The 23,888-nt window shown below is 69.6% G+C and carries 14 protein-coding genes, 1 pseudogene and 1 riboswitch; of the genes and pseudogenes, 3 read left to right on the plus strand and 12 right to left on the minus strand.

Features of this window, described 5'->3' with window-relative positions; all coding sequences use genetic code 11:
• Positions 1–369: 369 nt before the first annotated feature.
• The 3 genes from DFQ13_RS19555 to DFQ13_RS19565 all read right to left on the minus strand — a co-directional run bounded on the left by DFQ13_RS19555 (position 370) and on the right by DFQ13_RS19565 (position 1,830).
• Positions 370–591, minus strand: coding sequence for a hypothetical protein (locus tag DFQ13_RS19555; protein WP_110080838.1), 222 nt, complete (start codon positions 589–591; stop codon positions 370–372).
• A 213-nt stretch (positions 592–804) separates the two neighbouring features.
• The gene (locus DFQ13_RS19560) at positions 805–1,185 is read right to left on the minus strand and encodes an STAS domain-containing protein (protein ID WP_110080839.1); all 381 of its coding nucleotides are present in this window, start codon (positions 1,183–1,185) and stop codon (positions 805–807) included.
• Positions 1,186–1,383: 198 nt separating this feature from the next.
• Positions 1,384–1,830, minus strand: a complete 447-nt coding sequence (locus tag DFQ13_RS19565) for a MarR family winged helix-turn-helix transcriptional regulator (protein WP_233438492.1) — start codon at positions 1,828–1,830, stop codon at positions 1,384–1,386.
• 131 nt (positions 1,831–1,961) lie between these two features.
• Between DFQ13_RS19565 and DFQ13_RS19570 the strand changes: the two genes are divergently transcribed.
• Both DFQ13_RS19570 and DFQ13_RS19575 read left to right on the plus strand, forming a co-directional pair.
• The gene (locus DFQ13_RS19570) at positions 1,962–2,849 is read left to right on the plus strand and encodes an NmrA/HSCARG family protein (protein ID WP_110080841.1); all 888 of its coding nucleotides are present in this window, start codon (positions 1,962–1,964) and stop codon (positions 2,847–2,849) included.
• Positions 2,846–3,298: a DUF6640 family protein gene (locus DFQ13_RS19575; RefSeq protein ID WP_233438493.1), complete on the plus strand. Its 453-nt coding sequence runs from the start codon at positions 2,846–2,848 to the stop codon at positions 3,296–3,298. The genes DFQ13_RS19570 and DFQ13_RS19575 overlap by 4 nt, the downstream gene beginning before the upstream one ends.
• A gap of 241 nt (positions 3,299–3,539) precedes the next feature.
• Here DFQ13_RS19575 and DFQ13_RS19580 read toward each other — a convergent pair whose 3' ends face one another.
• The gene (locus tag DFQ13_RS19580; protein WP_146241284.1) at positions 3,540–4,049 is read right to left on the minus strand and encodes a hypothetical protein; all 510 of its coding nucleotides are present in this window, start codon (positions 4,047–4,049) and stop codon (positions 3,540–3,542) included.
• Positions 4,050–4,114: 65 nt separating this feature from the next.
• On the minus strand, positions 4,115–5,527 hold the full coding sequence (locus tag DFQ13_RS19585) for a ricin-type beta-trefoil lectin domain protein (protein ID WP_110080844.1): 1,413 nt from the start codon (positions 5,525–5,527) through the stop codon (positions 4,115–4,117).
• Positions 5,528–6,174: 647 nt separating this feature from the next.
• Here DFQ13_RS19585 and DFQ13_RS19590 point away from each other — a divergent pair.
• The gene (locus DFQ13_RS19590; protein ID WP_110080845.1) at positions 6,175–7,758 is read left to right on the plus strand and encodes a S8 family peptidase; all 1,584 of its coding nucleotides are present in this window, start codon (positions 6,175–6,177) and stop codon (positions 7,756–7,758) included.
• A 260-nt stretch (positions 7,759–8,018) separates the two neighbouring features.
• Here the strand turns inward: DFQ13_RS19590 and DFQ13_RS19595 are convergent, their stop codons facing one another.
• From DFQ13_RS19595 to DFQ13_RS19625, 7 genes and pseudogenes are all read right to left on the minus strand, one after another.
• Entirely contained in the window at positions 8,019–9,038 is a 1,020-nt protein-coding gene (locus DFQ13_RS19595) for an alpha/beta hydrolase (RefSeq protein WP_325050948.1), read from the minus strand.
• 34 nt (positions 9,039–9,072) lie between these two features.
• Positions 9,073–11,892 (minus strand): annotated as a pseudogene (locus DFQ13_RS19600) (ribonucleoside-diphosphate reductase subunit alpha); the annotation flags it as partial.
• 118 nt (positions 11,893–12,010) lie between these two features.
• A riboswitch (cobalamin riboswitch) is annotated at positions 12,011–12,227 on the minus strand.
• A gap of 518 nt (positions 12,228–12,745) precedes the next feature.
• Positions 12,746–13,810: a tyrosine-type recombinase/integrase gene (locus DFQ13_RS19605; protein WP_233438505.1), complete on the minus strand. Its 1,065-nt coding sequence runs from the start codon at positions 13,808–13,810 to the stop codon at positions 12,746–12,748.
• A 676-nt stretch (positions 13,811–14,486) separates the two neighbouring features.
• The gene (locus DFQ13_RS19610) at positions 14,487–15,737 is read right to left on the minus strand and encodes a TIGR02679 domain-containing protein (protein WP_035277605.1); all 1,251 of its coding nucleotides are present in this window, start codon (positions 15,735–15,737) and stop codon (positions 14,487–14,489) included.
• The gene (locus DFQ13_RS19615; protein WP_110080846.1) at positions 15,734–20,719 is read right to left on the minus strand and encodes an SbcC/MukB-like Walker B domain-containing protein; all 4,986 of its coding nucleotides are present in this window, start codon (positions 20,717–20,719) and stop codon (positions 15,734–15,736) included. Before DFQ13_RS19615 ends, DFQ13_RS19610 begins: the two co-directional genes overlap by 4 nt.
• A 59-nt stretch (positions 20,720–20,778) precedes the next feature.
• Positions 20,779–22,206, minus strand: coding sequence for a DUF2398 family protein (locus DFQ13_RS19620; RefSeq protein WP_110080847.1), 1,428 nt, complete (start codon positions 22,204–22,206; stop codon positions 20,779–20,781).
• Positions 22,203–23,783, minus strand: a complete 1,581-nt coding sequence (locus tag DFQ13_RS19625; RefSeq protein ID WP_035277604.1) for a DUF2397 family protein — start codon at positions 23,781–23,783, stop codon at positions 22,203–22,205. Before DFQ13_RS19625 ends, DFQ13_RS19620 begins: the two co-directional genes overlap by 4 nt.
• Positions 23,784–23,888 lie beyond the last annotated feature (105 nt).

A 23,888-nucleotide genomic window follows, 5' to 3' on the forward strand; every position in this document is an offset into this window, starting at 1 on the left:
AACGAGCTGGACCTGCTGGAGGTCACCCTGGAGGACTTCCTCAACAACAACACCATCAGCGACAACCTCGTCTTCAAGAACAACCTCGTCGACGTGATCGACGACATCAACGTCATCGACGACATCGACGTCTCCAAGATCTTCATCGACCTGCTCTGATCCATCCGGTGAACCGGCGACCCCTTGTCGAAGGGGTCGCCGGTTCACCTTTGTCGGGAAATGGTGCGAGGCCGCCCACGGCGTCTCATCGTCGAAACCCGCTTTTTCCGCAGAATCAGAGCTCAGCGGCACGCCGAATCGGCCCGTTCGGCATGGGCAGGTGAATGCCTTCTGTCGAAGACGGGAATGACGAGGTGGCATACACGGGTGTCAGCCGGTGCGCCCGTCGATGTTCTTCGCCGATGGCGTGGGGGCGACCTCCGGCTCGACCGCCTCCGGGGCCGACTCGGCGGCCACCAGGGTGTCGGCGCGGTCGCGGGCGGCGACGAGGCCGCCCTCGACCCGATCACCGGCCTGCTGGCCGTCGCAGGTCACCGTGACTGTCCATCCGTTCTCCGCGGTCGTGTAGTCGGCGTAGATGGGTTGCCGCACGTGACCTCCTCGATCTTCCTGGTCCGCTGCCCACCGGGGAGACAGGCCCGACGGGCTCCGCTTATGGCGTTCCGACGCGGGTCACACGGTGAAGGCCTGATCGGAGCAACCCCATGCCGGAGTTCCGAGATGCCGCTTTACGCGAGTGGCGGAGCGACACGGGACGCAGTGGCCACTGGGGAAGCGGAGCGGTTCCCCAGTGCTCCCCGCAGGTCAGATCACTCCGTCAAGGGCATCGAAGTCCTCGACCAGGGTCAGCACGTCATCGAGCCCCAAGAGCACGAGGATTCGACGAGGGGCGGCTCCCCGGGGGCAGACCACGACCAGGGCACCACCGCGTTCGCGGATTCGCAATCTGGCATCGATCAACACCGTGACACCCGCGCACCCCAGGAAAGTGACCCCGGTCAAATCCACCACGAGCGCGGAGAGCGCGGGCCGGGCGAGGCCATCGGAGACGGCTGTCCGCAGGGCGGGCGCGGTCAGGAAGTCGATCTCGCCCGTCACGTGCACGACAGCCCCTTGGCGGCCCACCGCACGGTGGTCTCGAGCAGACGATCGTTCACCGGGAACTCTCCTGGTCAAGGAAGTCATCAGCGGCGACGGCTGTCTGCTCAACCGCCCGTTCACAGCTCACACTAATCACAGGCCGCTTCCCGTTCAGTGCCTGGGGCATGAACCGCTTCACCCGTTCAGGGCCTCTTCGAGTCCGTGCCATCACCAGGAGTCACGCTCGCGGTGCACCCGACTTATACGGTCTGCGGGCGAGTCCGAGGAGTTACGCGGAGGAGTTCACGCCTTCGCTCGGGGGGCAGGTGCCGTCAGGTGGGCGGAAGCGGTGATCCGGGCGACAGAGTCGGCGAGCCGGTCCCGCTCGTCGGCGGGCAACGCGCCCGCGATGTCAGGCACGTGTTCGACGACGTCGGCGTAGAGCGCGTCGACGATCTGCTTGCCGAGCGGGGTGGGGCTGAGCACGACCGCTCGCCGATCGCGCTGGAGTGCCCCCCGCCGCACGAGCCCGCGGCGTTCCATCCGGTCGACGAGCCCGCTGAGGGCATTCTTCGCCATGCCGAGCTCCTGGGCGAGTTCGCCCATGCACCACGGGTGGTCCTTGATCGCGCACAGGACGGTGGCCTGCACCGGGGTGAGGCCGTGGTCGGCGCAGATCTGCGCGTATCGGCGCTGTACCAGCACCGACAGCCACACCAGGTCGCTTCCGAAGCCGCCACTGCCCGCCACCGGCGCCTCCCTCCGTCGTCCCCGGCAGCCTACTCCATGGAAGTACACGGCATGAACTTCTTGCCTTTGTTCTTGTTGTGAACTAATTTGGTTCACAACAAGAACCAACTGGGGACGAGGGAGAAGGAAGCATGGACACGCAGCCATCACAGGTGATCGCCGTCTTCGGCGCGACGGGCAAGCAGGGCGGATCGGTCGTCGACGCGCTCCTGTCCCGCGGTGCGCGCGTGCGCGCCCTCGTCCGCGACCCCGGGTCCGACCGGGCGCGGGCGCTCGTCCGCCGTGGGGTCGAACTCGCGCGCATCGACATCGGTGATCCTGTGTCGCTGTCGGTCGCGTTGCAGAGGGTGGGTGCCTTCTTCTTCATGACCACCCCCGAGGGCCACACCCTCTCCGAGGTCGAGGCCGAGACCCGGCAGGGCGTCGCCCTCGTCGACGCGGTGGTCTCGGCGGCCGTGCCCAACGTCGTGTTCAGCTCGGTCGGCGGCGCCGAACGCGACTCGGGCGTGCCCCACTTCGAGTCCAAGCGCCGCGTGGAGGAACACCTCGAGAAGTCCGGTCTGCACGCGACGCTCGTGCGCCCGGTCGCCTTCATGGACAACTTCGCCTCCCCGGGGCCGACCGTCGACAACGGCGAGGTCGTGCTGCGCTGGCCGTTGCCCGATGGGGTCCCGTTGCAGTTGGTCGCCGTCCGGGATATCGGGCGGATCAGCGCCCTGTTCCTGCTCGGGACCGCGCGGGCACCCGGCGGTGCCGTCGAGATCGCGGGCGACGAGCGCACCGGCAGCCAGATCGCCGCCGCGTTCGGCGAACACACCGGCCTCCCCGCGCGGTACGAGGCCCTGCCCCTGGACGTCCTCGGCGACGACACCGACGCCCGGGCGATGTTCCGCTGGTTCGCGCAGCCGCCCGCCTACCAGGCCGACATCAACGCGGTGAAGAGGATCGAGCCCGGCACGTGGGACCTGCCCGCCTGGTTGCGTTCCGGCGGCTGGGCGCCCCCGACCCCCACCCGGTGACAGGACAGGAGCAACCCGACATGGGCAACCGGACCAGCCTCGGCAAGATCCTGATCTCGGCCTCGGCCGTGATCAGCGGCGCAGGCCCCTACGTGTTCGACTGGAACGACACGCACATCCACAACCCCCACTGGCCCCCGCACGCCAAGTTCCACAACGCCCAGACCATGAGCATGGGCGCCGGGCTCGCCGCAGCCACCCTGTGGCACCTGTGGCGCCCGGCTCGCACCCCCGCCGCCACCCGCACCGCACTGGACGCCGCGGCCCTGTGCGCGGCGCTGTACTGGCTCACCCAGATCTCCGCCCTCGCCTACCCCGGTGCCAAAGCGGTGGACCCACCCGGCGAAGGATTCTTCCCGCAGAAGGTGGTCGCCGGACCCGCCCTGGCCCTCGCCGGACTCGGCTACACCCTGGAGCGGCGACGGCTGCGCAGGCAAGCCCCCCGGTAGTCAATGCCGGACGGCTGCTGCCGCCGAACGCCCACCGTGTCAAATGGGCGGTGGGCGCGGTGGGCTGGATCGCGGATTACCCGAACCCGATCCTGGAAGCACCGTCGACCTGTGCAGGTCGGCCACCTCCGGCGACGGCGCCCGCTCCGTCGGGGCGCTGCCGGTCCACTGCGCCTCGCGCCCTTGCTGCGCCGGGGTTCCATGACGGAGTTCGTGCGGGTTGCCACCGGCCCCACTCCGGTCAGCGGGCCTTGGGCCTGCGGGCGAGGAGGATGGTGATCACCACGATCACCGCGAAGGCGATCGGCCACAGGAGCCGGCCCCACCAGGTGTCGTGCGGGACGGGTGGTCGTGGAGGGAAGTCGGGTGGGAAGCCGGTGGTGGTCGCGCCGACGCCCAGCCTGGCCTCGCCGCGGCCGAGGGCGGGGTTGATGGACTCGACCACGACGGTCCACTGCCCGGCGGGCAGGGAGCGCGGGATTTCGACCACGCCGGGTTGCCCCGCGACGGCGGCCATCGGCACCGGTCCGATGCGCGGCTGGGTGGGGTCGTCGGGGGTGGCGGTCATCAGGGCGCGCATCGGCTCTTCGACCGGGTGGGGTTCGTCCCCCCAGGTCCCGGCCGCGCGGATGTGCCCGGCGCCGTCGCCGACGACTGTGAACGCGATGGTGGTGCCGTGCGCCTGGGCGTGTGGAACGCCCACGGCCACCAGCACGAGGAGGATGATCATCGCCGTTGCTGCGGTGCGCATGACTTCCCGTCTCGGGTTCACCCGGTGTGCCCCGGGGCCCGTGTCGGGCCCCGGGGCGTCGAAGGCTAGGCGGGTAGGTTCCACCGCTGGTTGGCGGTGGTGGAACAGGTCCAGATCAGCAGCCGGGTGTTGTTCGAGGAACTGGCGCCCTCGGCGTCCAGGCACAGGCCGGAACCCTTGTTCTGCAGCGTGCTGTCGGAACGCGGCACCCATTGCTGGGACTCGCCGCCGCGGCAGGTGTTGAGATGGACGGTGGTGCCCGCGGTGGTGGCGCCGCCGTTGGTGTCCATGCACTTGCCGAGCGCGCGCAGGGTGCCGTCCTGCTGCCTCGTCCAGACCTGGTTCGCTCCGCCGTGGCAGGTGTAGAGCACCACCGGGGTGGCGTCGGCCGAGCCGCCGCCGCTCACGTCGACGCACTTGCTGCCGATGCCGGTGATCGGGCCGGTCGGGGTGGAGGGTGTGGACCCCTTGTCGAGGAAGGTGTTGTCGGCGACGTTGTAGTGCGTGGCGAGGTAGGAGTTCGCGGGCGGGTTGGTGTGGAAGTAGTCGTTGTGCCCGCAGTCCAGGTGGTTCTCGTGCGCCTTGTCGGTGCAGAGGTAGCGCATCGGGGGGCGGTTGGGGGTGTCGGAGTAGCACATGACGTCGTACTCGTCCGTGCAGTGCGCCCCGCCGCTCGCGTTCGGCGCGCTGTTGTTCACCGCCCCGAGGTTGTGGCCGAGTTCGTGCGCCAGCGTGTGACCGCCCCAGCAGGAGGAGTCGGTGCGGGCGAAGTTCGGTCCGGTGTTGCTGCGGTTGGCCGGGGTCTTGCGGTCGTCACCCCGGAACTCGCCGATACCGCAGTACACCTTGGATTCGGCGAACACGGAGTACTTGCGGTCCGTGCGGTTGTACCCCTGCGCCTTGAGGGCGTTCAACATGCCCTCGAACGTGCTCAGGGCGGAGGCGCTGACCTCCACGTCGAGGACCACCGGCACGCAGGACGAGTCGTGCACCAGGCGCACCCGGCGGCTGCCGCCGGTCTCCGCCGCGCTGGCGTTGTAGATGGTGTCCATGTCGGCGGTCCACTGCCGGAACGAGGCCAGGTAGGTCGAGTACCTGTCGGTGCCCGGCGGGTGCACGTACATCATCTGGACGCGGTTGCCGCTGACGCCGTCACCGATGCAGGCCACCGAGGCGGTCGCGTTCGCGGACACCAGCGGCGCCACCGAGCTGCTCATGTCGAACCCCGGTGGTGGCGCGTCCGGGCCGTGCGTGCACCGATCGGTCCCGGGGATGCGGAACAGGCCCCGGCACAGGTCACCGGTGTCCCGCTCCAGGCCGTCGTAGACCAGGCCGCGACCGAGGTCGTTGGGGGGCATGGGCTGGGCGGAGACGGGGGAGCCGCCCAGCAGCAGGCCGAGGAGCGCCAGACCCGCCAGGACCTCGATCGCCCGGACCCAGGTGCGCGATCTCGACGTGGGCGGTGGTGTTCGGGACATGCGAGCTCTCCTTCGGGCAACGGTCGAGCCGTGGCGCCGGTCGAGTGGCGAGGCGCGGGCGCGCGGATTCGCCGCGAACGACAGGTGTGGCGGGTTCCTGTGAAATCTCGAGGCTCACCGACGGCGCGATCGTCAATTGACAGGGTTCGAGGAAAGTTACCCGCGCCACCTTGTGCAGTCAATGGTCGATACGGCGGGAAATGATTGGATCGCGTGAGCGGGGATATTATTGCAGGCGGTCGAGTTTCGTGATTCAACGTGGCAAGGGTTGCCACACTTTCATTGGATTCACCGTGTTCTCAGCTGCCTGGATTGGACTCGTCGCTCACTTTTGTTCCCGTGGCGGTTGTGGAGTACGGGGTGGCCGGCGAAGGCCTAGGGGTGCGGTGGATCGCGAAGTCGGTCTCAGGGCAAAGATTGGGTACCTCTACCTAGTGCTATCCGGCTTGTTCCTACCGCCGTAGTCCCCGATGGTGATGGGCAGGCCGCTGAGAGTCCCCGAGCCCCGCCCGACGGCCGCGTTTCCGGGCGGTGTCGTCACCCGGGGTCGGGGACGTCAGACGGCCGGTTCCGCGAAGGACGAACACCCCATCCCGCCAGGCGCCCCCGCCTGGCCCGGCGGTTGACCACCGTGGAAGGACTCCTCCATGCAACGAACCACCCGGCCCCGTGGGCGGGTCGTGCCTGCCCTCGTCGGCGTCGTGTCCGCGGCCATCGCCCTGGTGGCCACCGCGGGTCCGGCGCACGCGGCCGAGGCCGACTTCGTGCGGGCCGAGCGGCCCGCGCCCGGCGGCAGCTTCATCGTGTCCCTGAAACCGGGCGCGGCGGCGTCGGCCGAGGGCGTCCGGTCGGCGTCCGCGGCACTGGTGCGCAAGTACGGCGGCGACCTGGACTACGTCTTCTCCGCGTCCATGCACGGTTTCCAGGTAACCGACCTCACCGAGGCCGAGGCCCGCAGGCTCGCCGCCGACCCGTCGGTCAAGAAGGTCCACCAGGACGGCACCGCGCGCGTGGCCGACACCCAGAACAACCCCACCTGGGGCCTGGACCGGATCGACCAGCCCAACCTGCCGTTGGACAAGAAGTACAACCACCCCGGTGGGGGCGCGTCCAACGTGACCGTCTACGTCACCGACACCGGCATCAAGACCTCGCTCGCCGAGTTCGAGGGCCGCGCCTCCGTCGGCGCCGACTTCATCGCGGACGGCCGCGACGGCATCGACTGCAGCGGCCACGGCACGCACGTGTCGGGAACCATCGGCTCGAAGACCTACGGCGTCGCCAAGAAGGTCAAGCTGGTCTCGGTCCGGATGCTCGGCACCGACTGCACCGGCAACGGCCCGGACTCCGCCGGTGTCAAGGCCATCGAGTGGGTGACCGCGCACGCGGTGAAGCCCGCCGTGGTCAACGCCAGTTGGACCTTCGACACCGCCGACATCGGCAACGACGCCCTCGCGGGGATGGTCAACGCGGGCATCCAGATGGCCGCCGCCGCGGGCAACAACGGTACCGACGCCTGCTCCACCGGCCCGGCCAAGACCCCGGCGCTGATCACCGTCAACGCCACCAGCTCCAACGACGCACGCGCCTCGTTCTCCAACTACGGCAGGTGCACCGACATCTTCGCCCCCGGCGACAACATCACCTCGCTGTCGCTGGGCGACGGCGGCACCACCACCATGTCGGGAACCTCGATGGCCGCCCCGCACGTCGCCGGTGCCGCCGCGCTCTACCTGTCCGCCAAACCGTCCGCGAGCCCCCAGGCCCTGCGCGACGCGCTGGTCGGCAACGCCACCGACGGCAAGGTCACCAACCCGGGCTCGGGCTCGCCGAACAAGCTGCTCCACACCGGCTTCATCACCGGTGGCCCCGGCCCGGGCACCTGCGCCCCGATCACCAACGGCGACGACATCGCCATCCCGGACACCAACACCGCCGTCTCCTCCTCGGTCACCATGTCCGGCTGCGACGGCCGGGCGTCCACCGCGACCAAGGTGAAGGTGGACATCAACCACACCTACACCGGTGACCTGGTGATCGCCCTGGTCGGCCCGTCCGGCACCGTCCACAGCCTGAAGAGGGCGGGCGGTGCGAGTTCGGCCGCGGGCATCCACGAGACCTACACCGTGGACGCCTCCACGCAGGACCGCAACGGCACCTGGAAGCTCCAGGTCACCGACGTCTACACCTACGACACCGGCAACATCGACACCTGGACCCTCACAGTCTGAGTTCCGATGTCGACGGGAACGGTGCACCCCACCCGGCGGGGTGCACCGTTCCACGTCGCGTCGGGCCGGGAGGTCATAATTGACCGCACCCTTTCGCGACGGGGGCTTGGATGAAGGAGTTCCGGAAGCCGGTGATGAGGTCGGACTGCCCTCGCAGGCGGGTGTCTTCGACGGTGCCGGTGGTGCAGCCGGTGCTGCTCGCGGTGATGCCCCACCGCACCCTCCGCTGTCCCGCCGCGAGCCTGGGACCCGTGGTCAGGTCATATGCCCATGCCGCGGGCCAGCATCGGCCATGAGCGCTTCAGTTCCCGTTCCCAGTAGGGCCAGGAGTGGGTGCCCGGGGCGTAGAAGTCGGTTGTGATGGGGATGCCCGCGCGGGTGGCCTTTTCGGCGAAGGTCTTGGAGTTGGTGTAGGCGGCCGATTCGAGCAGGCCGGGGACGATGCCCTTGCCGTCGGGGTCGAGGGGACCGACATCGCCGTTGCCCGCGGAGATGAACAGTTCGGTCCCGCGCAGCGCGGCGAGCTTGTCGGCGGGGTTGTGCTCCATCCAGCGCTGCCGTTGGGCGTAGGGGTCTCCCCACAGGGCGTTCCAGATCGGGAAGCCCTGGGACAGGACGTTGAGCTGGGTGATCTCGGGGATGCCCGGTGCCAGCACGTCCGGCGCCCCGCTGTAGGCGGCGGCCGAGCCGAAGGTGCCGGGGTAGCGGGTGGCGTACTCCAGCGCGCCGTAGGCGCCCATCGACAACCCCGCGACCGACTTGCGCCCGCTGGCACCGTAATGGCGTGAGACGATCTGCATGACCTCGACCATGTGGAACTGCCGCCAGTTCGGTGTGCTCGACCAGCCGTAGTTCCACCAGTCGCTGTACATGCCGATCTTGCCCGCGGTCGGCATCACCACGATGACCGGCTTGTCCGCGGTGAACTGCTCCACGTCGGTGAAGTGCGTCCAGGACTGGTAGTCGTAGTTCTCGCAGCACCCGTGCAGCAGCCACAGCGTCGGCCACGACCGCCCGTCGCCCTGGGCCCAGCCCCGGGGCAGCAGCAACCGCACCTTGCCCTGGGCGTTGAGGGCGGGCGACTGGATGGTCAGATCGATGGTGCGGGAATCGACCTGCTGCTGCGCGACGACCCTGGCCCCGTCGTCGGCGACCGCCTGCACCGGCGCGGCCGCCTGCGCGCTCGGGTGGGTCACCCAGACGAGCGCGCTCGCGGTGATCGCGGTGGCCAGCACGCCGAGAACCCGCCGTGCCCTGACTCCTGCCATGATCTTCACCATCTTCCCGGGAGGCGCCACCGGTCTTCCTGGACGTCGGGCAGGCTTCGCAGTCGGGGTCGGTGACGGAGCAGACGAGCGCGTCCTCGGAGATCACCGCGGGTTCCGGCGCCTGCCCGGGAACGGGGCGCACGGCGTTGAGCTTGCCGTCGGTGCCGCGCAGGGTGGACTTCTCCACGCTCGTGGCGGCGGTGGAGCGCAGGTAGTAGGTGGTCTTGAGGCCCTTGTGCCACGCCAGTCGGTAGAGGTTGTCGAGCTTGCGGCCGTTGGGAGCGGCGATGTAGAGGTTGAGCGACTGGGCCTGGTCGATCCACTTCTGCCTGCGCGACGCCGCCTCGACCAGCCACTCGGGGTCCACCTCGAACGCGGTGGCGTAGAGCGCCTTGAGGTCGTCGGGCACCCGGTCGATCGGCGCGAGCGAGCCGTCGAAGTACTTCAGGTCCGACACCATCGCCGCGTCCCACAGGCCGCGCTCCTTGAGGTCGGCGACCAGGTGGCGGTTGAGGACGGTGAAGTCGCCGGACATGTTGGACTTGACGTAGAGGTTGCGGAACAGCGGCTCGATGGACTGGCCGACACCGCAGATGTTGGAGATGGTCGCGGTGGGGGCGATGGCCATCGTGTTGGAGTTGCGCATCCCGCCGCGGACCTCGGTGCGCAGCGCGTCCCAGTCCAGGGTGGACGAGGTGTCCACGTCGAGGTCGCCCCCGCGGGCCTCGGCCAGCAGCGCGATCGAGTCGATCGGCAGGACCCCCCGGCTCCACAGCGATCCGTCGAAGGACTCGTAGCTGCCGCGCTCGCGCGCCAGCTCCGCCGACGCCGAGAGGGCGTGGTAGCTCAGGTGTTCCATGCTGCGGTCGGCGAACTCCACCGCCTCCGGTGAACCGGGGACGAGCCGCTGGGTGAACAGGGCGTCGCTGAACCCCATCAGGCCGAGGCCGATCGGGCGGTGGCGCAGGTTGGACCGCTCGGCCTCGGGAATCGTGTAGAAGTTGATGTCGATCACGTTGTCCAGCATCCGCACGGCGGTGCGGACCGTCCGCCGCAGCCGCTGGCCGTCGAGCCCGTCGGCGGTGACGTGCCTGGCCAGGTTCACCGAACCGAGGTTGCACACGGCCACCTCGGTGGCACTGGTGTTGAGGGTGATCTCCGTGCACAGGTTGGACGAGTGCACCACCCCGGCGTGCTGCTGCGGCGAGCGCAGGTTGCACGGGTCCTTGAAGGTGATCCACGGGTGGCCGGTCTCGAACAGCGCGGTCAGCATCCGCCGCCACAGCTCGACCGCCCGCACCCGCTTGACCACGCGGACCTCGCCGCGCTCCGCGGCGGCCTCGTAGGCGCGGTAGCGCTCGGCGAACGCGGTCCCGTGCAGGTCGTGCAGGTCGGGCACCTCGTCGGGGGAGAACAGCGTCCACGTGGCGTCGGCCTCGACCCGGCGCAGGAACTCGTCCGGCACCCAGTTCGCGGTGTTCATGTCGTGCGTGCGCCGCCGGTCGTCACCGGTGTTCTTGCGCAGGTCGAGGAACTCCTCCACGTCGACGTGCCAGGTCTCCAGGTACGCGCACGCCGCGCCTTTGCGCTTGCCGCCCTGGTTGACCGCCACCGCGGTGTCGTTGGCGATCTTGAGGAACGGCACGACGCCCTGCGACTCGCCGTTCGTGCCCTTGATGTGCGCACCCATGCCGCGCACCGGTGTCCAGTCGTTGCCCAGCCCACCGGAGAACTTCGCCAGCAGCGCGTTGTTCTGATAGCCCTGGAAGATGCTCTTGAGGTCGTCCTCCACCGTGGTCAGGAAGCACGACGACAACTGCGCCCTGGTGGTACCGGAGTTGAACAGGGTCGGGGTTGAACACATGAAGTCGAAGGAGGACAGCAGCTCGTAGAACTCGATCGCCCGCGCCTCGCGGTCATCCTCGCGCAGCGCCAGCCCTATCGCGACCCGCATGAAGAACGACTGCGGCAGTTCGTAGCGGGTGCCGTGGTCGTGCAGGAAGTAGCGGTCGTAGAGCGTCTGCATCCCCAGGAAGTCGAACTTCCGGTCCCGCTCGGGGCGGATGGCCGAGGCCAGCCGGTCCAGGTCGAACGCGGCCAACTCGGGGTCCAACCGCCCCAGCTCGATGCCCAGCCGCACGTACGCCGGAAAGTGGTCGGCGTAGGACAGCTCCGCCCCGGTCGCCTCCACCGGGCGCCCCTCGACCCTGGTCAGCACCTCCCGCCGCAACCGGTCCAGCAGCAGGCGGGCGGCGACGGAGGAGTAGTTCGGCTCGGTCTCCACCAGCGCCCGCGCCGCCATCACCAGCGCCACGGCCAGTTCGTCGACGGTGATCCCGTCGTGCAGGACCCGGCGCACCTCGCCCAGCACAGCCGCGGGCGAAACGTCTGCCAGTCCCCCGCACGCCTCGGCGACCACCACCCCGATCCGGTCCCAGTCGACCGGGCGCAGTTCACCGTCCGCGCCCTTCACGCGGAACCCGGGCGCGGCGGGCGCGGTCTCCCGGGCCCGCGCGTGCTCCTCGCGGTAGAGCACGTAGGCGCGCGCGACCCGGTGATGACCGTCGCGCATCAGCGCCAGTTCGACCTGGTCCTGGATTTGCTCGATGTGCAGCGGGTTTCCGGCGCCCGCGTGCTCGAGCAACGCCTGCCGCACCTGGTCGGTCAGTTCCACCACCAGCGGGCGCAACCTGGACGAGGACGTCGCGGCGCCGCCTTCAACCGCCAGGAACGCCTTGGTCATCGCCACCTGGATCTTGGTGGCGTCGAACTCCGAAACGGTACCGTCGCGGCGGATGACCCGCACCTGCGCGCCGCCGCCACCCGTGGACGGGTTCGTCGGCGTGGTCGTCGTTGTGGTCGTCACAGCCCTCTCCTCGCGGCCTGGAGCGGCCCGGGGCGCGAGGCGACCACACAGGGGCGCGCACAACCGGCGCGCCGTCCGTGTCGGCCCGCCCACGAGGCCCCGGACACGCGTGCGCCGGACGGCGCACGCGTCGACGGCAGGTCTTCGGACTCGCGGACACCCGGCTCCCAGCCGAACCTACTGGCCGTCGCTTCCCAAGGGCGCGAGCCCTCAGTGCTCTGTGACGGCTGTCGTTTCCACTCACCGCTGCGGGGCAGTCCCGGAATCACACCGGGTTCCCTCTTGCCTCCTCCGCTCCCGCCGGGAGCGGAGGAACCATCGACGTGCGAGACACTACATGTTGTAGCCACGTCCACAAGCAACCCCAGGTGGATGTGCCGTGTGTCCCCTCACACGAGGCGCACCACCGGTTCGGTGACCGCGATCGCCGACGCGGTCGAGCAGGACCTCGCCGCTTCGATCGGTGACACTACCCCGACGGCCTGCGCGCCAGAGCCCGGACCGACGGGTCGAACGTGCACGCGTTCCTGGCCACGATCCCACCTCTGGGACCACCAGCCTCGAACTCGAGGAAGCAAGCCAGGACCAGCCTCAACGCCAGTCACCACCAACAAGTCGCGGCCACGTTCGCGGCCGTGATCAACGGCCCGCCCCCGTACGACGACTCCTGAGCAGGCGCCGAGGTCCGGAGGAGCAGAACTGGAGATCTGAGCGCACTCGACCCGACGCCAACCGCGTCCTACGTGCCGTGACCGCCCTGACTGGGGGTCAAGGGGTCGCAGGTTCGAATCCTGTCAGCCCGACGGCCGTGACCAGCGGGTTTGTCCTCACGGACAAGCCCGCTGGTCTCATTTTACGGGTTTGTGGTCGCAGTGTGGTCGCCTGATTCCTGCCCGGCATTGTCGAGGGCGTCGGCGATGGCCCCGACGGCTTGTTGGGCCGCGGGCAGCAGCAGGTGGGTGTAGACCTGCGTGGTGGTCGAGACCGTGGAGTGTCGCAGTGTCTTCGAGACCATGGCCAGCGGAACGTTGGCACTGATCATGGTTGTCGCGGCGAAGTGGCGGAGGTCGTGGACCCGGATCCTGGGCAGACCCGTCTCGGCGGTGAGGGCGTGGAAGTGGCGCAGCACGTACTCGGGGCGCAGTGGCTGGCCATTCTCGCGGGTGAAAACCAGGTCCCGGCCGGGTTGTCGGGTCGCTTGGTCCCGGAAGGCGGCGGTGACGCGGGGTGAGAGGCAGACCCACGCGTGACTGGACTTGGTCTTCGGGGCGGTAAAGACCGGGGTGGTGTTGTTGATGTTCGACAGGGTGTGGCGGACCAGGAGTACACCGTCGTCGAGGTTCACGTCCTCCCAGTGCAGGGCCAGAGCCTCTCCCTTGCGCAGGCCGGTGCCGACGAGCACCTCGAAGAGGTTCGTCAGCCTGTCGCCCTGGTCGGCGCAGTAGCGCAGGAAACGGGCCGCCTCGGCCGGTGTCCAGCACACCGGCTCGTACTTCGGCGACCGGGGCACCGTCGCGTACCGGGCCGGGTTGTGAGACAGGCGGTGCTGACGGACCGCGTCGCCCAACGCGCTGGACAGGGTGGCCACGCACCGGCGCAAGGTGGTCGCACCGCGGTCGCGTCCGAGCTGGTCGCGGATGTACAACGCGATGTGCCGATGGCTGAGTTCCTCTAACCGCAGCGCCCCGAGCGCCGGGACCAGGTCCTTGGCCACGTAGTCCTCGTACCCGGCCATCGTGGTCGGCTTGAGCTCCAATGCCTTGACCTGCAACCACCGGCGCAGGTACTCGGCCACCGTCTCCCGGTCATCCACATGCAGACCGCTGCGCTCGTACTCCAACACCTTCCCCAAAGCGGACTCCGCATCCCGACGCGTCGCGAACCCGCCGCGACGCATCGTCTTCCGGGCAGTGTCCACCGTCGCCAAGTCCACCGCGAACGACCAACGGCCATGCCCCCTGGTCCCCAACTTCGGACATCTCGCACCCCGCTGCCGCCCATCAGAACCCCGGCAGGCACACCGGCGGTAGACCCTTCCCCGTGTCGGACTCTTCATCACGCACTCCTCGGCTCGAATGGTCCTGTCGGCGGCCCACGACAGGCCGCCCGCACCGAGCGTGCGCGCCATGCGACCACACCGCGACCACAGCGACCGTTTGCCCTGGTCAGAGCAGGGGCATTTGTGCGTCTGTCAGGTGTCTCGCCTGATGATGGCCCGAGACAGGGCGCGAACCTGACGGGCCGGTAACCTGAGGGCCATTCAGCCGTCGCACCAAGGGCACCGGGGAATCGTCCTCGGTTCCTTGCTGAAATCACTGAGTCCGGAGTACGTGGCCGAGCGCCACGCGACCTACCCGGATTAGTCTGGTGAACGCCGCCTTGCTGAACTTCGACGACAGCAAAAAGTAGGGTCGTCTACCAGCGCTGAATCAGGGAACTCGTCACCTACCTCGGGGTGACGGGTAAGGCCCCTGACGCAGCGCCTCACATTAAGACGGTGAGATCGCTTGTCGGGATATTCACCAAATCAAGTGCGCCAACCCGCGATCAGCGACAACTCATTTCTGTTAGCGCGACCTATCCAGGATAGTGGATCATTGTTGCTTTGGTTGTTTTCGCGCCAATAGACGATCCAGCACCACATCATTCTCCTGAAAAACAGCCCTTCTTGTGACCGCCAGCGCGGACGCCAAGCCGGGTGACACTCCGTCGGGCAGAGGCCCCAACGGTGTTACCGACGCGTGCCTGCCCGCTCGTCGAACAATGTCCGCGTCCATGCCCATGATGGCGGCTCCATAGAACTGGTGCACTTGGCGAGCAATGATTAGCCCGTCTCGATCAATGTCACCAGCGTAGGACAAAGGTACTCCGCATTCGACGGCTCGCTGCAGAAACGTATGATCGACGGCGCCCAGATGTCCACTAGTGCATGCCAGCGGAGCGGTGTGGCCAGCCGCCATTGCCGCTTCGAGGACCGAGGGATTCTCGACGACCAGCAGGGGGGCGGAGCCGAGGATTGGCGGGTTCACGGTGAGGTCGTACAGCGTCACCGGAACGGGACCTCCGCCCAGTCGCAGTCGCTGGTCGACCACTCCGGGCCCAGTGGCCCAGACGTTGAGCAACAGCACGGAGGTTGAGAGTCGGTCGGCCAGGACACGGGCTCGGGCCAGCATGGCGCGCACGGCGTCCGGACGTTCCGGTACTGCTTCGGCGCGCACTTCCGCGATCGCCTCCACGAGGCGTCTGCCTGTGAGGGTACCGAGGTCGAAGGCGTGGGGAGTGCCCGCGCAATCGTGCGCCAACTTGGCCAAGGACACGGGTGCTCGCAGGGTGGCGATGCGTGCCAGGGCCGCGCCGAGCTGCTCGGACTGCGCCTCGATCAGCGGGATGTCGGGTTCGGAGACACCTGCCGCCCTGATCCGCCGGGCCAACGAGGGGACAGCGGCCAGGTTCGTCTCCACAGTCGCCCACAGTGCCCGGCGGGCGGTAGTGCCTGCCGCGCGTTCGTGTGCCCGGTTCACCACCGCACGGCCCACGGCCACCTCCACGAGGAGCTGGAGCTGGGCGGCCGCGACTCCCACTGTGGTGAGGAACTCCCGCAGCGGTACGCGAGTGACTCCACCGACGCTCTGGACGGCCGAGCTGCCCCGAGTCCGGCGGGTGGTGGTGTCCAGGAGTCCGCGCAGCACCGCGATGCCCGCCGAGGACATGCCGTCGACCTTTACGGTTGCGAGTCTGTCCGGGGCGTCTCCCGCGCACAGTCTCCTGTGGACCGCCTGCCACAGCGGCACGAGGTCCGCGTCCTCGGCGAGCACCCGGACCACCTCCGGCACGGCGTCGGTCATGCGGTGCCCTCCACCAGAACGGGCTGGCCCGATCCGCTCCACAGCCAGGGCACCGACACCCGCATGCGGCCCATCTGGGTCACCTGCGCGATCATCACCTGTTCCGCCTCCGCCTTGAGCATGGCGCTCATCTCCGGCGCGGTGGCCAGGACGTCGAACTCCCATTCGCGAAGGAGGGCCAGGAGCTTGCGGACGTTCTGCGGGTCGAACGCGGCGTTGACCTCGTCGACGAACAGCAGGCGCGGCCCCTGGTAGCCGGGTGCCTCGTAGGTCGACCACGCCGCGGCGAGCAGCGGGAGCATCGTGGCCAGGCGCATCTCGCCGGTGCTGAACATGGCGAGCGGGTTGGAACGCGGTTTGAGCCTGCGGAAGACCTCGGTGGTGCCGTCGCTGAAGGACGCGTGGGTGACGTCGATGCGCCACTCGTGCCACATGCGGTAGTCGAAGGTGTGCGCGACGCGCGCTTCCCACGTGTCCCCGGTGGCGTCTTCCAAGCGCTGCCGCAGCACGTCATACATCTGTTGGAAGGTGTCGTCGGAGGGTATGGCGTTGATGAGGCCGACCATTCGCTTCGCGTCTGGATCGTCGCGCACAGCCCACTCGACCTTGACGCCCACCCTGGCCACTCCCGTCCGAACTCCCTCCAAGGTGGAGCTGATCTGTCGGACGAGCTCCTGTGCGGCGGCGCGTCGCGTGGCGATGTCCCGCCGCAGCGCGGTGAACATGCTGGTCTTCAGCGTGATCTTGACATCGTCGCGCAGGTCGGACTCGAGTTGCTCCGCGGTCTGCTCCAAGGTGGTGACCGTCGTGTGCAGGTCCTCGCCGACGAGGGCCTCCGGCGCGGCGACGACGGCTCGACGCCAGTCCGTGCGGGGGATCGTCTGCAGCGTCACCTGCCGGTCGTAGCGGGTGAGTTCGGCGCTGACCCGCTTCGCCTCCGCCTCCAAGCGGGACCGGTGGGCCTCGACCGCTCGGGCCAGGTCCTCGCGGGACTGCCCACGCGGCTGGTCGTCCAGCAACCGTGTGCTCCAGGTCAACGCGGCGGTGAGGTTGGCGGGTCTGCCGGAGTCGTCGACCGGGACGCCGTCCCCCACCTTCGCGAAGGATTCCTCGACCAGCAGGTGCACGCGGTCCAGGCACCGTCCCCGTTCCTGCTCGGCGTCGGCGCGGCGAGGGGCGATCCCGTCCAGAGTGGCGCGGGCTCTTTCCTCTGCGAGTTCTGCCCCATGGATGTCGTTGGTGGTGTCCTCCACCGCCTTGACAGCGGCCTCCAATGCCCGTCTGGCCTTGTCGTGGTTCTCGCGCAGCAGCTCGTAGTCGGCACCATGCATCCTGCGCAGGTCCGCGACAGCGGCGGCCTCGGACACAGCGGTGGCCCGGGCCTCGGCCGCCGAGGCCCTTTCCGTCTCGGCGTGTTCTGCCCGCTCCAGCGACGCGGCGGTCGCCACCCGGGCCTGTTCGCAGAGGCGCAGGGTCCGCTCGGCGACCCGTTGCCAGGACCGGACCATGTGGGACAGCCGCTGGAGGTCGTCTCGGAACTTCTTGATCTCGGGGTGCCCGGTCGGCAGCATCCGCCCGCCGCCGAGGTCGGCGAGCCGGTTGAGGGCGGTGATCTCCTGCCTCGACCTGTCCTTGGCGAGCCGGGACCGCTCAGTGGCCTCGACGACCTGTGCCTGCGCGTCGGTCGAGCGGCGCTCCGCGTCGTCCTCCGCTGCCCTGGCCTCGGTCAATGCCTGAGACGAGGGAAACCGCTGCCGCTCCTCGTCGGCACCGGCTTGTTCCTCGACCGTGTTCCGCAGGGCGGCGGCGGCCTCGGCCGCCGTCGCCCTGACCTCCTCTGCCTTGTCCGACGCCACCTGTGCGGCGTTCGCCGCGTTCTCGGCGGCGGCCACCACCTTGTCGAAGGCGGTGTGGGCCGCTGACAGCTTCCGCTCCCTGAGCCGCAGGGCGGTCGAAGCCGCTTCGCGTGCGGAGTCGAGTTCCGCTCCGGCCCGCTGTTGTTCCGTGGTGGCGTCACGGTCTGCTCGTTGGGCGGCACCGTTCGTGGCCCGAGCTGTTGCGTGGGCCGGTTGCCACAGGGCGGAGCCGGGCAGGGTGGCCTGCTCCTCAGCGGCCTCGGTCTCGTCGTCCTGGCATCGTCGGAGAACGGAGGTGGCTGTTTCCAGTGCACCCTCGAGGACAGCGAGCTGGGTTTGCAGCTCGACGACCCGCGCTGCTCGGGCTCGTTCCCGAGCCGTCGTGCCGATGAAGCGCGACGTGTGGCCGGGTGGTGCGACGGCGGTGATGACTCCGGAACGCACCTCCACACCCGCCTCGACGTCGACGAGGTCGACCGCGCGCAGCAGGGCCTGTATCCGACCGGGTTCGATCGCGGCATCGCGCTCGGGGAACAGGACCTCGGCGAGTGAACGGTCTGCCGCTGGACGGTCGGTTGCCAGTACCGTGTCGCCGACGCGCGCCCGGCCGTCGGCGGTGACCACCGCGTCGAGGATGCCGGCGGCGAGCAGGGCCCCCTCGCAGTAATCGCGCAACTCGGTGGGCACGTCGTCGTGGAAATCGACCAATGACCACAGGGGGTGCCCGTCCGACCTGGTCCGCCACGCTGGTGCGGGGGGTGGGGACGGCGCCTTCCGTGCCTCGGCCAAGTCGGCTTCCACCGCGGCCGATTCCTGGCCAAGCCGCCTGACGACGTTGTCGGCGTCGACGACCTTCCCGTGCAGGCGCCGCGCGGTCTGTTGGGCGGCGCTGGCCACGGCCGACCGCAGGGCGGTGTCGTCGTGCCCGGCGAGCATCTCCAGGGCGCTGCCCGCGACGCGGACCGCAGGTGAGGACTGTTCCAGTTCCGGTTGTGCGACGCTGCGGCGGGCATCGCGAAGTTCCCGCGACAGGCGGGTGGCCGCTGAGATCGGGATGGTCAGAGCAGACCCGTTCAGGTGGCGCAGTCCGGTCCGCCAGCGCTCGGCCTCTCGCTCCCAGTGCCGGAGGGCCTCCAGTGCGGCACCGGTGTCGTCGAGCAGCGCGAGGAAGTGGTCGTGGCGCTTCGACAGCGCGGCCTCGACCCGACGGCCGTGCGCTGCCTCCGCGTCCGCCAGCGCCGCGGCATCCCTGTCCGCCTCGTCATCGGCTTCACGGACTTGGTCGTCCAGGGTCCGTCGGGCCCCGGTCACGGCGTCGGCGGCCGTGTCGGCTTTGTCTTTCTGCTGTTGGGCGAACACGACCGCCTGCTCGGCGGCGCGGTCGGCGCTCTGTTTGCTCCCACGGTGCCCGGGGACGTCGATGTCCTGCCTGATCCGGTCGGTCTGCTGGGCCAGCCAGTGTGCGAGCCCGGCGGGGTCGACCCGGTTGTCGACCAGATCCGGCGCGAGCAGGTCGTCCGGAACCGGTGGGTAGTGGTCGCATCCCCGGTGCCACTCGGCGATCGTGGCCGTCAAGTGCTGCTCGGCCTTGGCCCGATCCGCGGTGTGCCGGGTGAGCTGGTCGGCTCGTTGGGCCGCGATGTCCTGCGAAAGGCGCAGTCGTTCGCCTGCGTCGACCGCCGACTGGTTGGCGGTTCCGACTTTGCCGAGCGCCGTCACCACGTTCTCCACAGCCTCCTCGCGCGCCTCGACCCAGACCAGGGGGACCACTGCCAGCTCGTCGACGGCCAGTTCCACGTCAGGTGCGTCCGGCAGCAGCGCTTCGGGGAGTGTCAGCCCCGCTGTGGCGGCCAGCATGTTCTCCAACGCGCCCGCCGCTCCGAGCGGTCTCCCGGTCGTGGCGAGTTCGTGTGCGATGCCGGACGCGCTCTGCTGCGCTTCCGCCGCCACCCGGGCGGTCTCGGCCGCCTTGGCTCCCCCGGCCCTGGCCTGGTCGATCGCGGTCCGCGCGCGGCGTTCGGCCGCTTCGGCGGCTTCATCCAGCTCTCGGGCGCGTTGTTCCCGGAAAGGGAGTTCGGCCCCAGCGTGCTTGCGGAGCAGGGTCTCAGCGGCGCCCGCTTTGCCTTCCCACTGGGAGCGTTCCTGCTTGCGCTGGATGAGCGCCTCCCTGCCGTCGTCCGCGCGGGCGGTCGCCCGGGCGAGGTCGTTCTCCGCCGCCGTCTCGGATCGGGTCAGGTTGTCGAACTCGGTGTTGGCCGACCGGAGTGACGCTGCGGTGGCCAGCGCGACCGCCTGCCGGTACCGGTCGTAGGCACGGTCGGTCCTCGTGAGCTTCCTCGCCTGGTCCCTTGTGGCGACCAGGCGCGCCTCCTGGGTGGCGATGCGCTGCATCGCCGTCGCGATCTCCGCCAGCTTGACCTGGTCCAGCGCGGGAAGGGCGTCGGTGAGCACGCTGAGCATGTCCTTGGCGGAGATCTTCTCGGCCGTCCGGACGCTGCGCAGCGTCCGCAGGACGCTGAGCAGGGCGTCGTACTGGACCTCATCGAGCGGCGCGAAGAGGCGCAGGCGCACCGCCGCGCGATAGGCGCCCTGGGGGCTGACCGTCCGCAGCACCGCCCCGGCTTTCGTCCGCAGGCGGGCAGCGTCGGTGAACAGCTCACCGCCGTGGGCCGCCAACTGCTCGCTGATGCGTTCGATGCCCACCGGGTTCCGATCCTGCTGCAGCTCGATCTCGTGGCCGACCCGGCCGGACACGAGGAAGAACGCCCTCAGCAGGGTGGGTCCCGAGGAGCGCAGCCACAGGCCGGTGGTCACGTATTCGGTGGTCGCGGTGTCGGGGTCGGTCCGGCCGTACTCCAGCCACCACACCCCGGTCTTGTCCTCCTTCTCCCTGTTGTCGGTGTGCCTGCTCAACAGGGTGCCCGCCGCGCTGCCCGACACGTTGAGCGCGGCCTGGGACGTGTCACCGTCCAGCAGGACGGTGACGAGCCCGGACGCCGTCAGGGACTTCCCGGATCCGTTGCTCCCGATGAAGGCCAACCACCCGTTCGCGAAGTGGAACCGCTCGTCGGTCCACTTCCAACTGTTCAGGACACCGGCGCGGGTCGGCTGCCACCGTCCTTCCACGGCGGGAAGGCCTTGCCGCGCAGCCGATCCGGTTGTCTCCGCACCGGTGATGAGAGCCGTCACCACAGGCCTCCTTCCGAGTCGTCGGGCACAACTGGTCGCTTCGGCACTGTGCCGTCGGATGTCTGGTGGCCACCGGATGTGTGGTGGCCACCAGACCTGTGGTGGCTGTCGGATGTATCGGGTTCGGTGACCTTGACCTGCCACATCCGCGCGGCGGGGGTGGGCCGCCAGTGGGGCTCGGGAGTGGCGGTCGCCTGGTCGGGGGGCTCGGCGACGTCGACGAGGAAGCCCGCGTCGACGAGTTCCGACGCCGCGGCACGGGCCAGGGCGGCCTGCTGCCGGTCGTACGCGGCGGCCCAGCGCGGCAACCGTTCCCGGATCCGCTCGAACAGCGACTCGATCTCCGCGGAGGTCACCGGGGCCTCCCCGCCGTCGAGCATCGGGCGGGTCCCTAGGTGCCGCAGCAGGGCGAGCGCCGCCTGCCTCTCCATGCGTCTGCCGTGGGGGAAGTCCATCGTGCTGCCGAGGCCGGTCGGATCGCCCACCTGCCACCAGTCCCGGCGCACAGTCCCGACGAGTCCGAGCGCGTGCAGGACGTTGAGTGCCCTGTTGCGCCCGGTCGAGCTCTGCAGGTAGTGATCGGCCACCGGGTCGGTGCCGGGGTCGTCGACGAGCCTGCGGACCGCCCGATGACGGCGCACGGTCGTCGCGGTGCGGGCGTTGTGCTCGCCTGGCGCCGCGGTGTCCCAGTCCTCCTCGCCTCCATCCTCTGCGCCTCCATCGTCCACGTCCGCGTCGTCCGGCACCCGGTCCGAGGCGAGCGCCTCGACGTGTCGGTCAGGGGGCAGTTGCGAGAGCTTGAGCAGGGAGGGCGACAACGATGAGAACCGGGCGGACAGCCGGTCGCGGGACGCCGCGACGACTCCGTCCGCGCCGTCCTCGTCCACCGCGTGGTCCAGGTCGCCCTCGAACACGATGGTGCCGTCGGCGTCCAGGAGGCGCAACGCGTCCACGATGCTCTGCCGGTTCTCCCGCGCCTCGCGCTTGCCGACCTCCTCATCGGGGACGATGCGGAACCTCGGCAGCAACCCGTCCGCGCTGTCGGCCGCGCACACCTGGGAGACGGCCTGCATGAGGTCGTTGACCGTGATCCGAGGTCGTCTCCACAACTGTTCGCAGACCAGAGCCACGACGATCAGCACCAGACGGGGTGCCAGCGGCCGGTCCCGGCTCTCGCGCCGCAGTCGAGGACCGCGCGTTCCCGGTACGTCCTGCCTGCGCTTGTGCAGCCGGACCATGTCCGCGTGTTCGACGACGTCCACCCGCCACCCCAACTCCGTGGCGAAGAACTTCCCGAGTTGCTCCTGCCCGAGGACCGCGGTCCGGTACAGCTCCGGGTCCCGCTCCGCCAGCAGCCTGCCCCGGGCGGCCAACTGCCTGGCGCAGTCGGCGAGGTCCGGGGGCAGGAGTGTGTCCTGTCTCATGCGACGCTCCGGGAAGCCTTCGATCCGGTGCCGATCGTGTCGGGATCGGGCAGGGCCGACTCCGCCGCGGTCACCGTGACGCGCAGCCGGGGTGCATCCAGGTCGCCCTCCGCCAGCCGCACGAGGCTCCGCTCGGCACCGACGGGGACCCGCACCGCGACGAGCACCCCGGCCTCGTCCGCGTCGACCTGACCGACACCGGTCGCGGGGTCGACCGCGTCCAGTGCCGACTGGATGGCGTCGAAGAGCACGGCGGCGGAGTCGGCGTCGAGATCGGTGAAGTGCTCAAGCCCCACTTCGCCTGGGGTGAGCAACGCCGCCGCGCGGCGCCCGCGGCGCTGTGCCTGTTCCCTGGCCTCCGCCAGGGCACGGCTTCGTTCAGTCGACGCGTCGGCCACCTTCCTCGGGCGGCCGCTGGGTGGCCCGTGCCGCTCGTGCTCGCGCAAGGTCAGCTCCACGACGAAGGGAGTGGTCCCGGCGGCCGCTGTGGAGGAGTGGTCGACGTCTTCGCGCGCGGGACCTGCCAGGACGTGCCAGGCGGGCCAGTCACCGAACGCGGCGGCGTAGACCCGGCGGGCCTGTTCGTCGTCAGCTTGCCGGTGCAGCGAGTGCGCCAGCAGTCGGAAGTCGACGGACAGGTCGGCACCGCGCAGGCGTGCGTTGTAGCGTCGGTCGATCGCGTTGAGCAGGGTGTTCACGGCTCCGTGGGCGGATTCGACCAGTGCCGGGATGCTCCCCTCCGGGGTGAACCAGGCTTCCAGTGCCGACAGGAGCGACACCTGCTCGGTCACCCACTGCTGCTGCGCGGAGGAGTCGAGCAGCCCGGCGTGCTCGACAGCGCACTGGACCACGTGCTGGTGACCCACGCGCCGCAGCGCGTCCAGCGCGGCACAGACCCGGACCAAGCCCCGGTCGTACTCCCGCGCAAATTGCCGCAGCGCCTCGACGACCCGGTCGCGGTTGCTGCCGAAGACCTCGTCGCGGGTCACGTCGGACTGCACGAGCCTGCCGAGCGCGTCGTAGAAGTCAGCGGTGACCCGCTGCAGTTCGGCAATCCGCGTGCCCACGTTGCCGAGGTCGGCCCCGAGCAGGCCGTGGGCCTCCTTGTCGTCCGCGTGGGCCAACAGCGTCCGGACCGTCTGTTCGACGCTGTCGAGGAGCTTGCTGGGCAGTTGCAGCGCGCGGTCGGCCGAGGCGACCGCGGTGCGGACGGCGCTGACCACGGCCCGGCCGCGACGGGTCAGCGCCCACGCCTCCTGCCTGGCCACGACACCGCGGTAGTTGCGCACTGGTGCGGCGAAATCCCGGAACGGCTCCGCGAAACCCCAGGTGGCGAGCTGGTCGAGCAGGGCGCGCAGGTCGGCGTCGGTCAACGGGTCGTGGAAGCCGACCGCGCGCAGCCGATCTACGATCTCCGCCACGGTCGACCGAGGACCCCGGGTGCTCAGTTCCTCCAGGGCGGCCAGCAAGGCCGAGTAGCGATCCCGCACGATGTCCTCGGGCAGGGAGAACACGGTCCAGTCACTGGCGACGACACCGCGCCACCAACTTCGGGGCTGTTCCGGCGTGCTGCTCATAGGTGGACTCCTCGGACGACGATGATCGGGCACCTGCGCGCGGGACGGGCTCTTGTCGGCGGGGACATCGGACGGGGCCGGTCCGGTGTGACAGCGGTTTCCGGG

Origin of the sequence: Actinokineospora spheciospongiae (assembly GCF_003182415.1) — a bacterium.
Classification (GTDB): Bacteria; Actinomycetota; Actinomycetes; order Mycobacteriales; family Pseudonocardiaceae; genus Actinokineospora; species Actinokineospora spheciospongiae.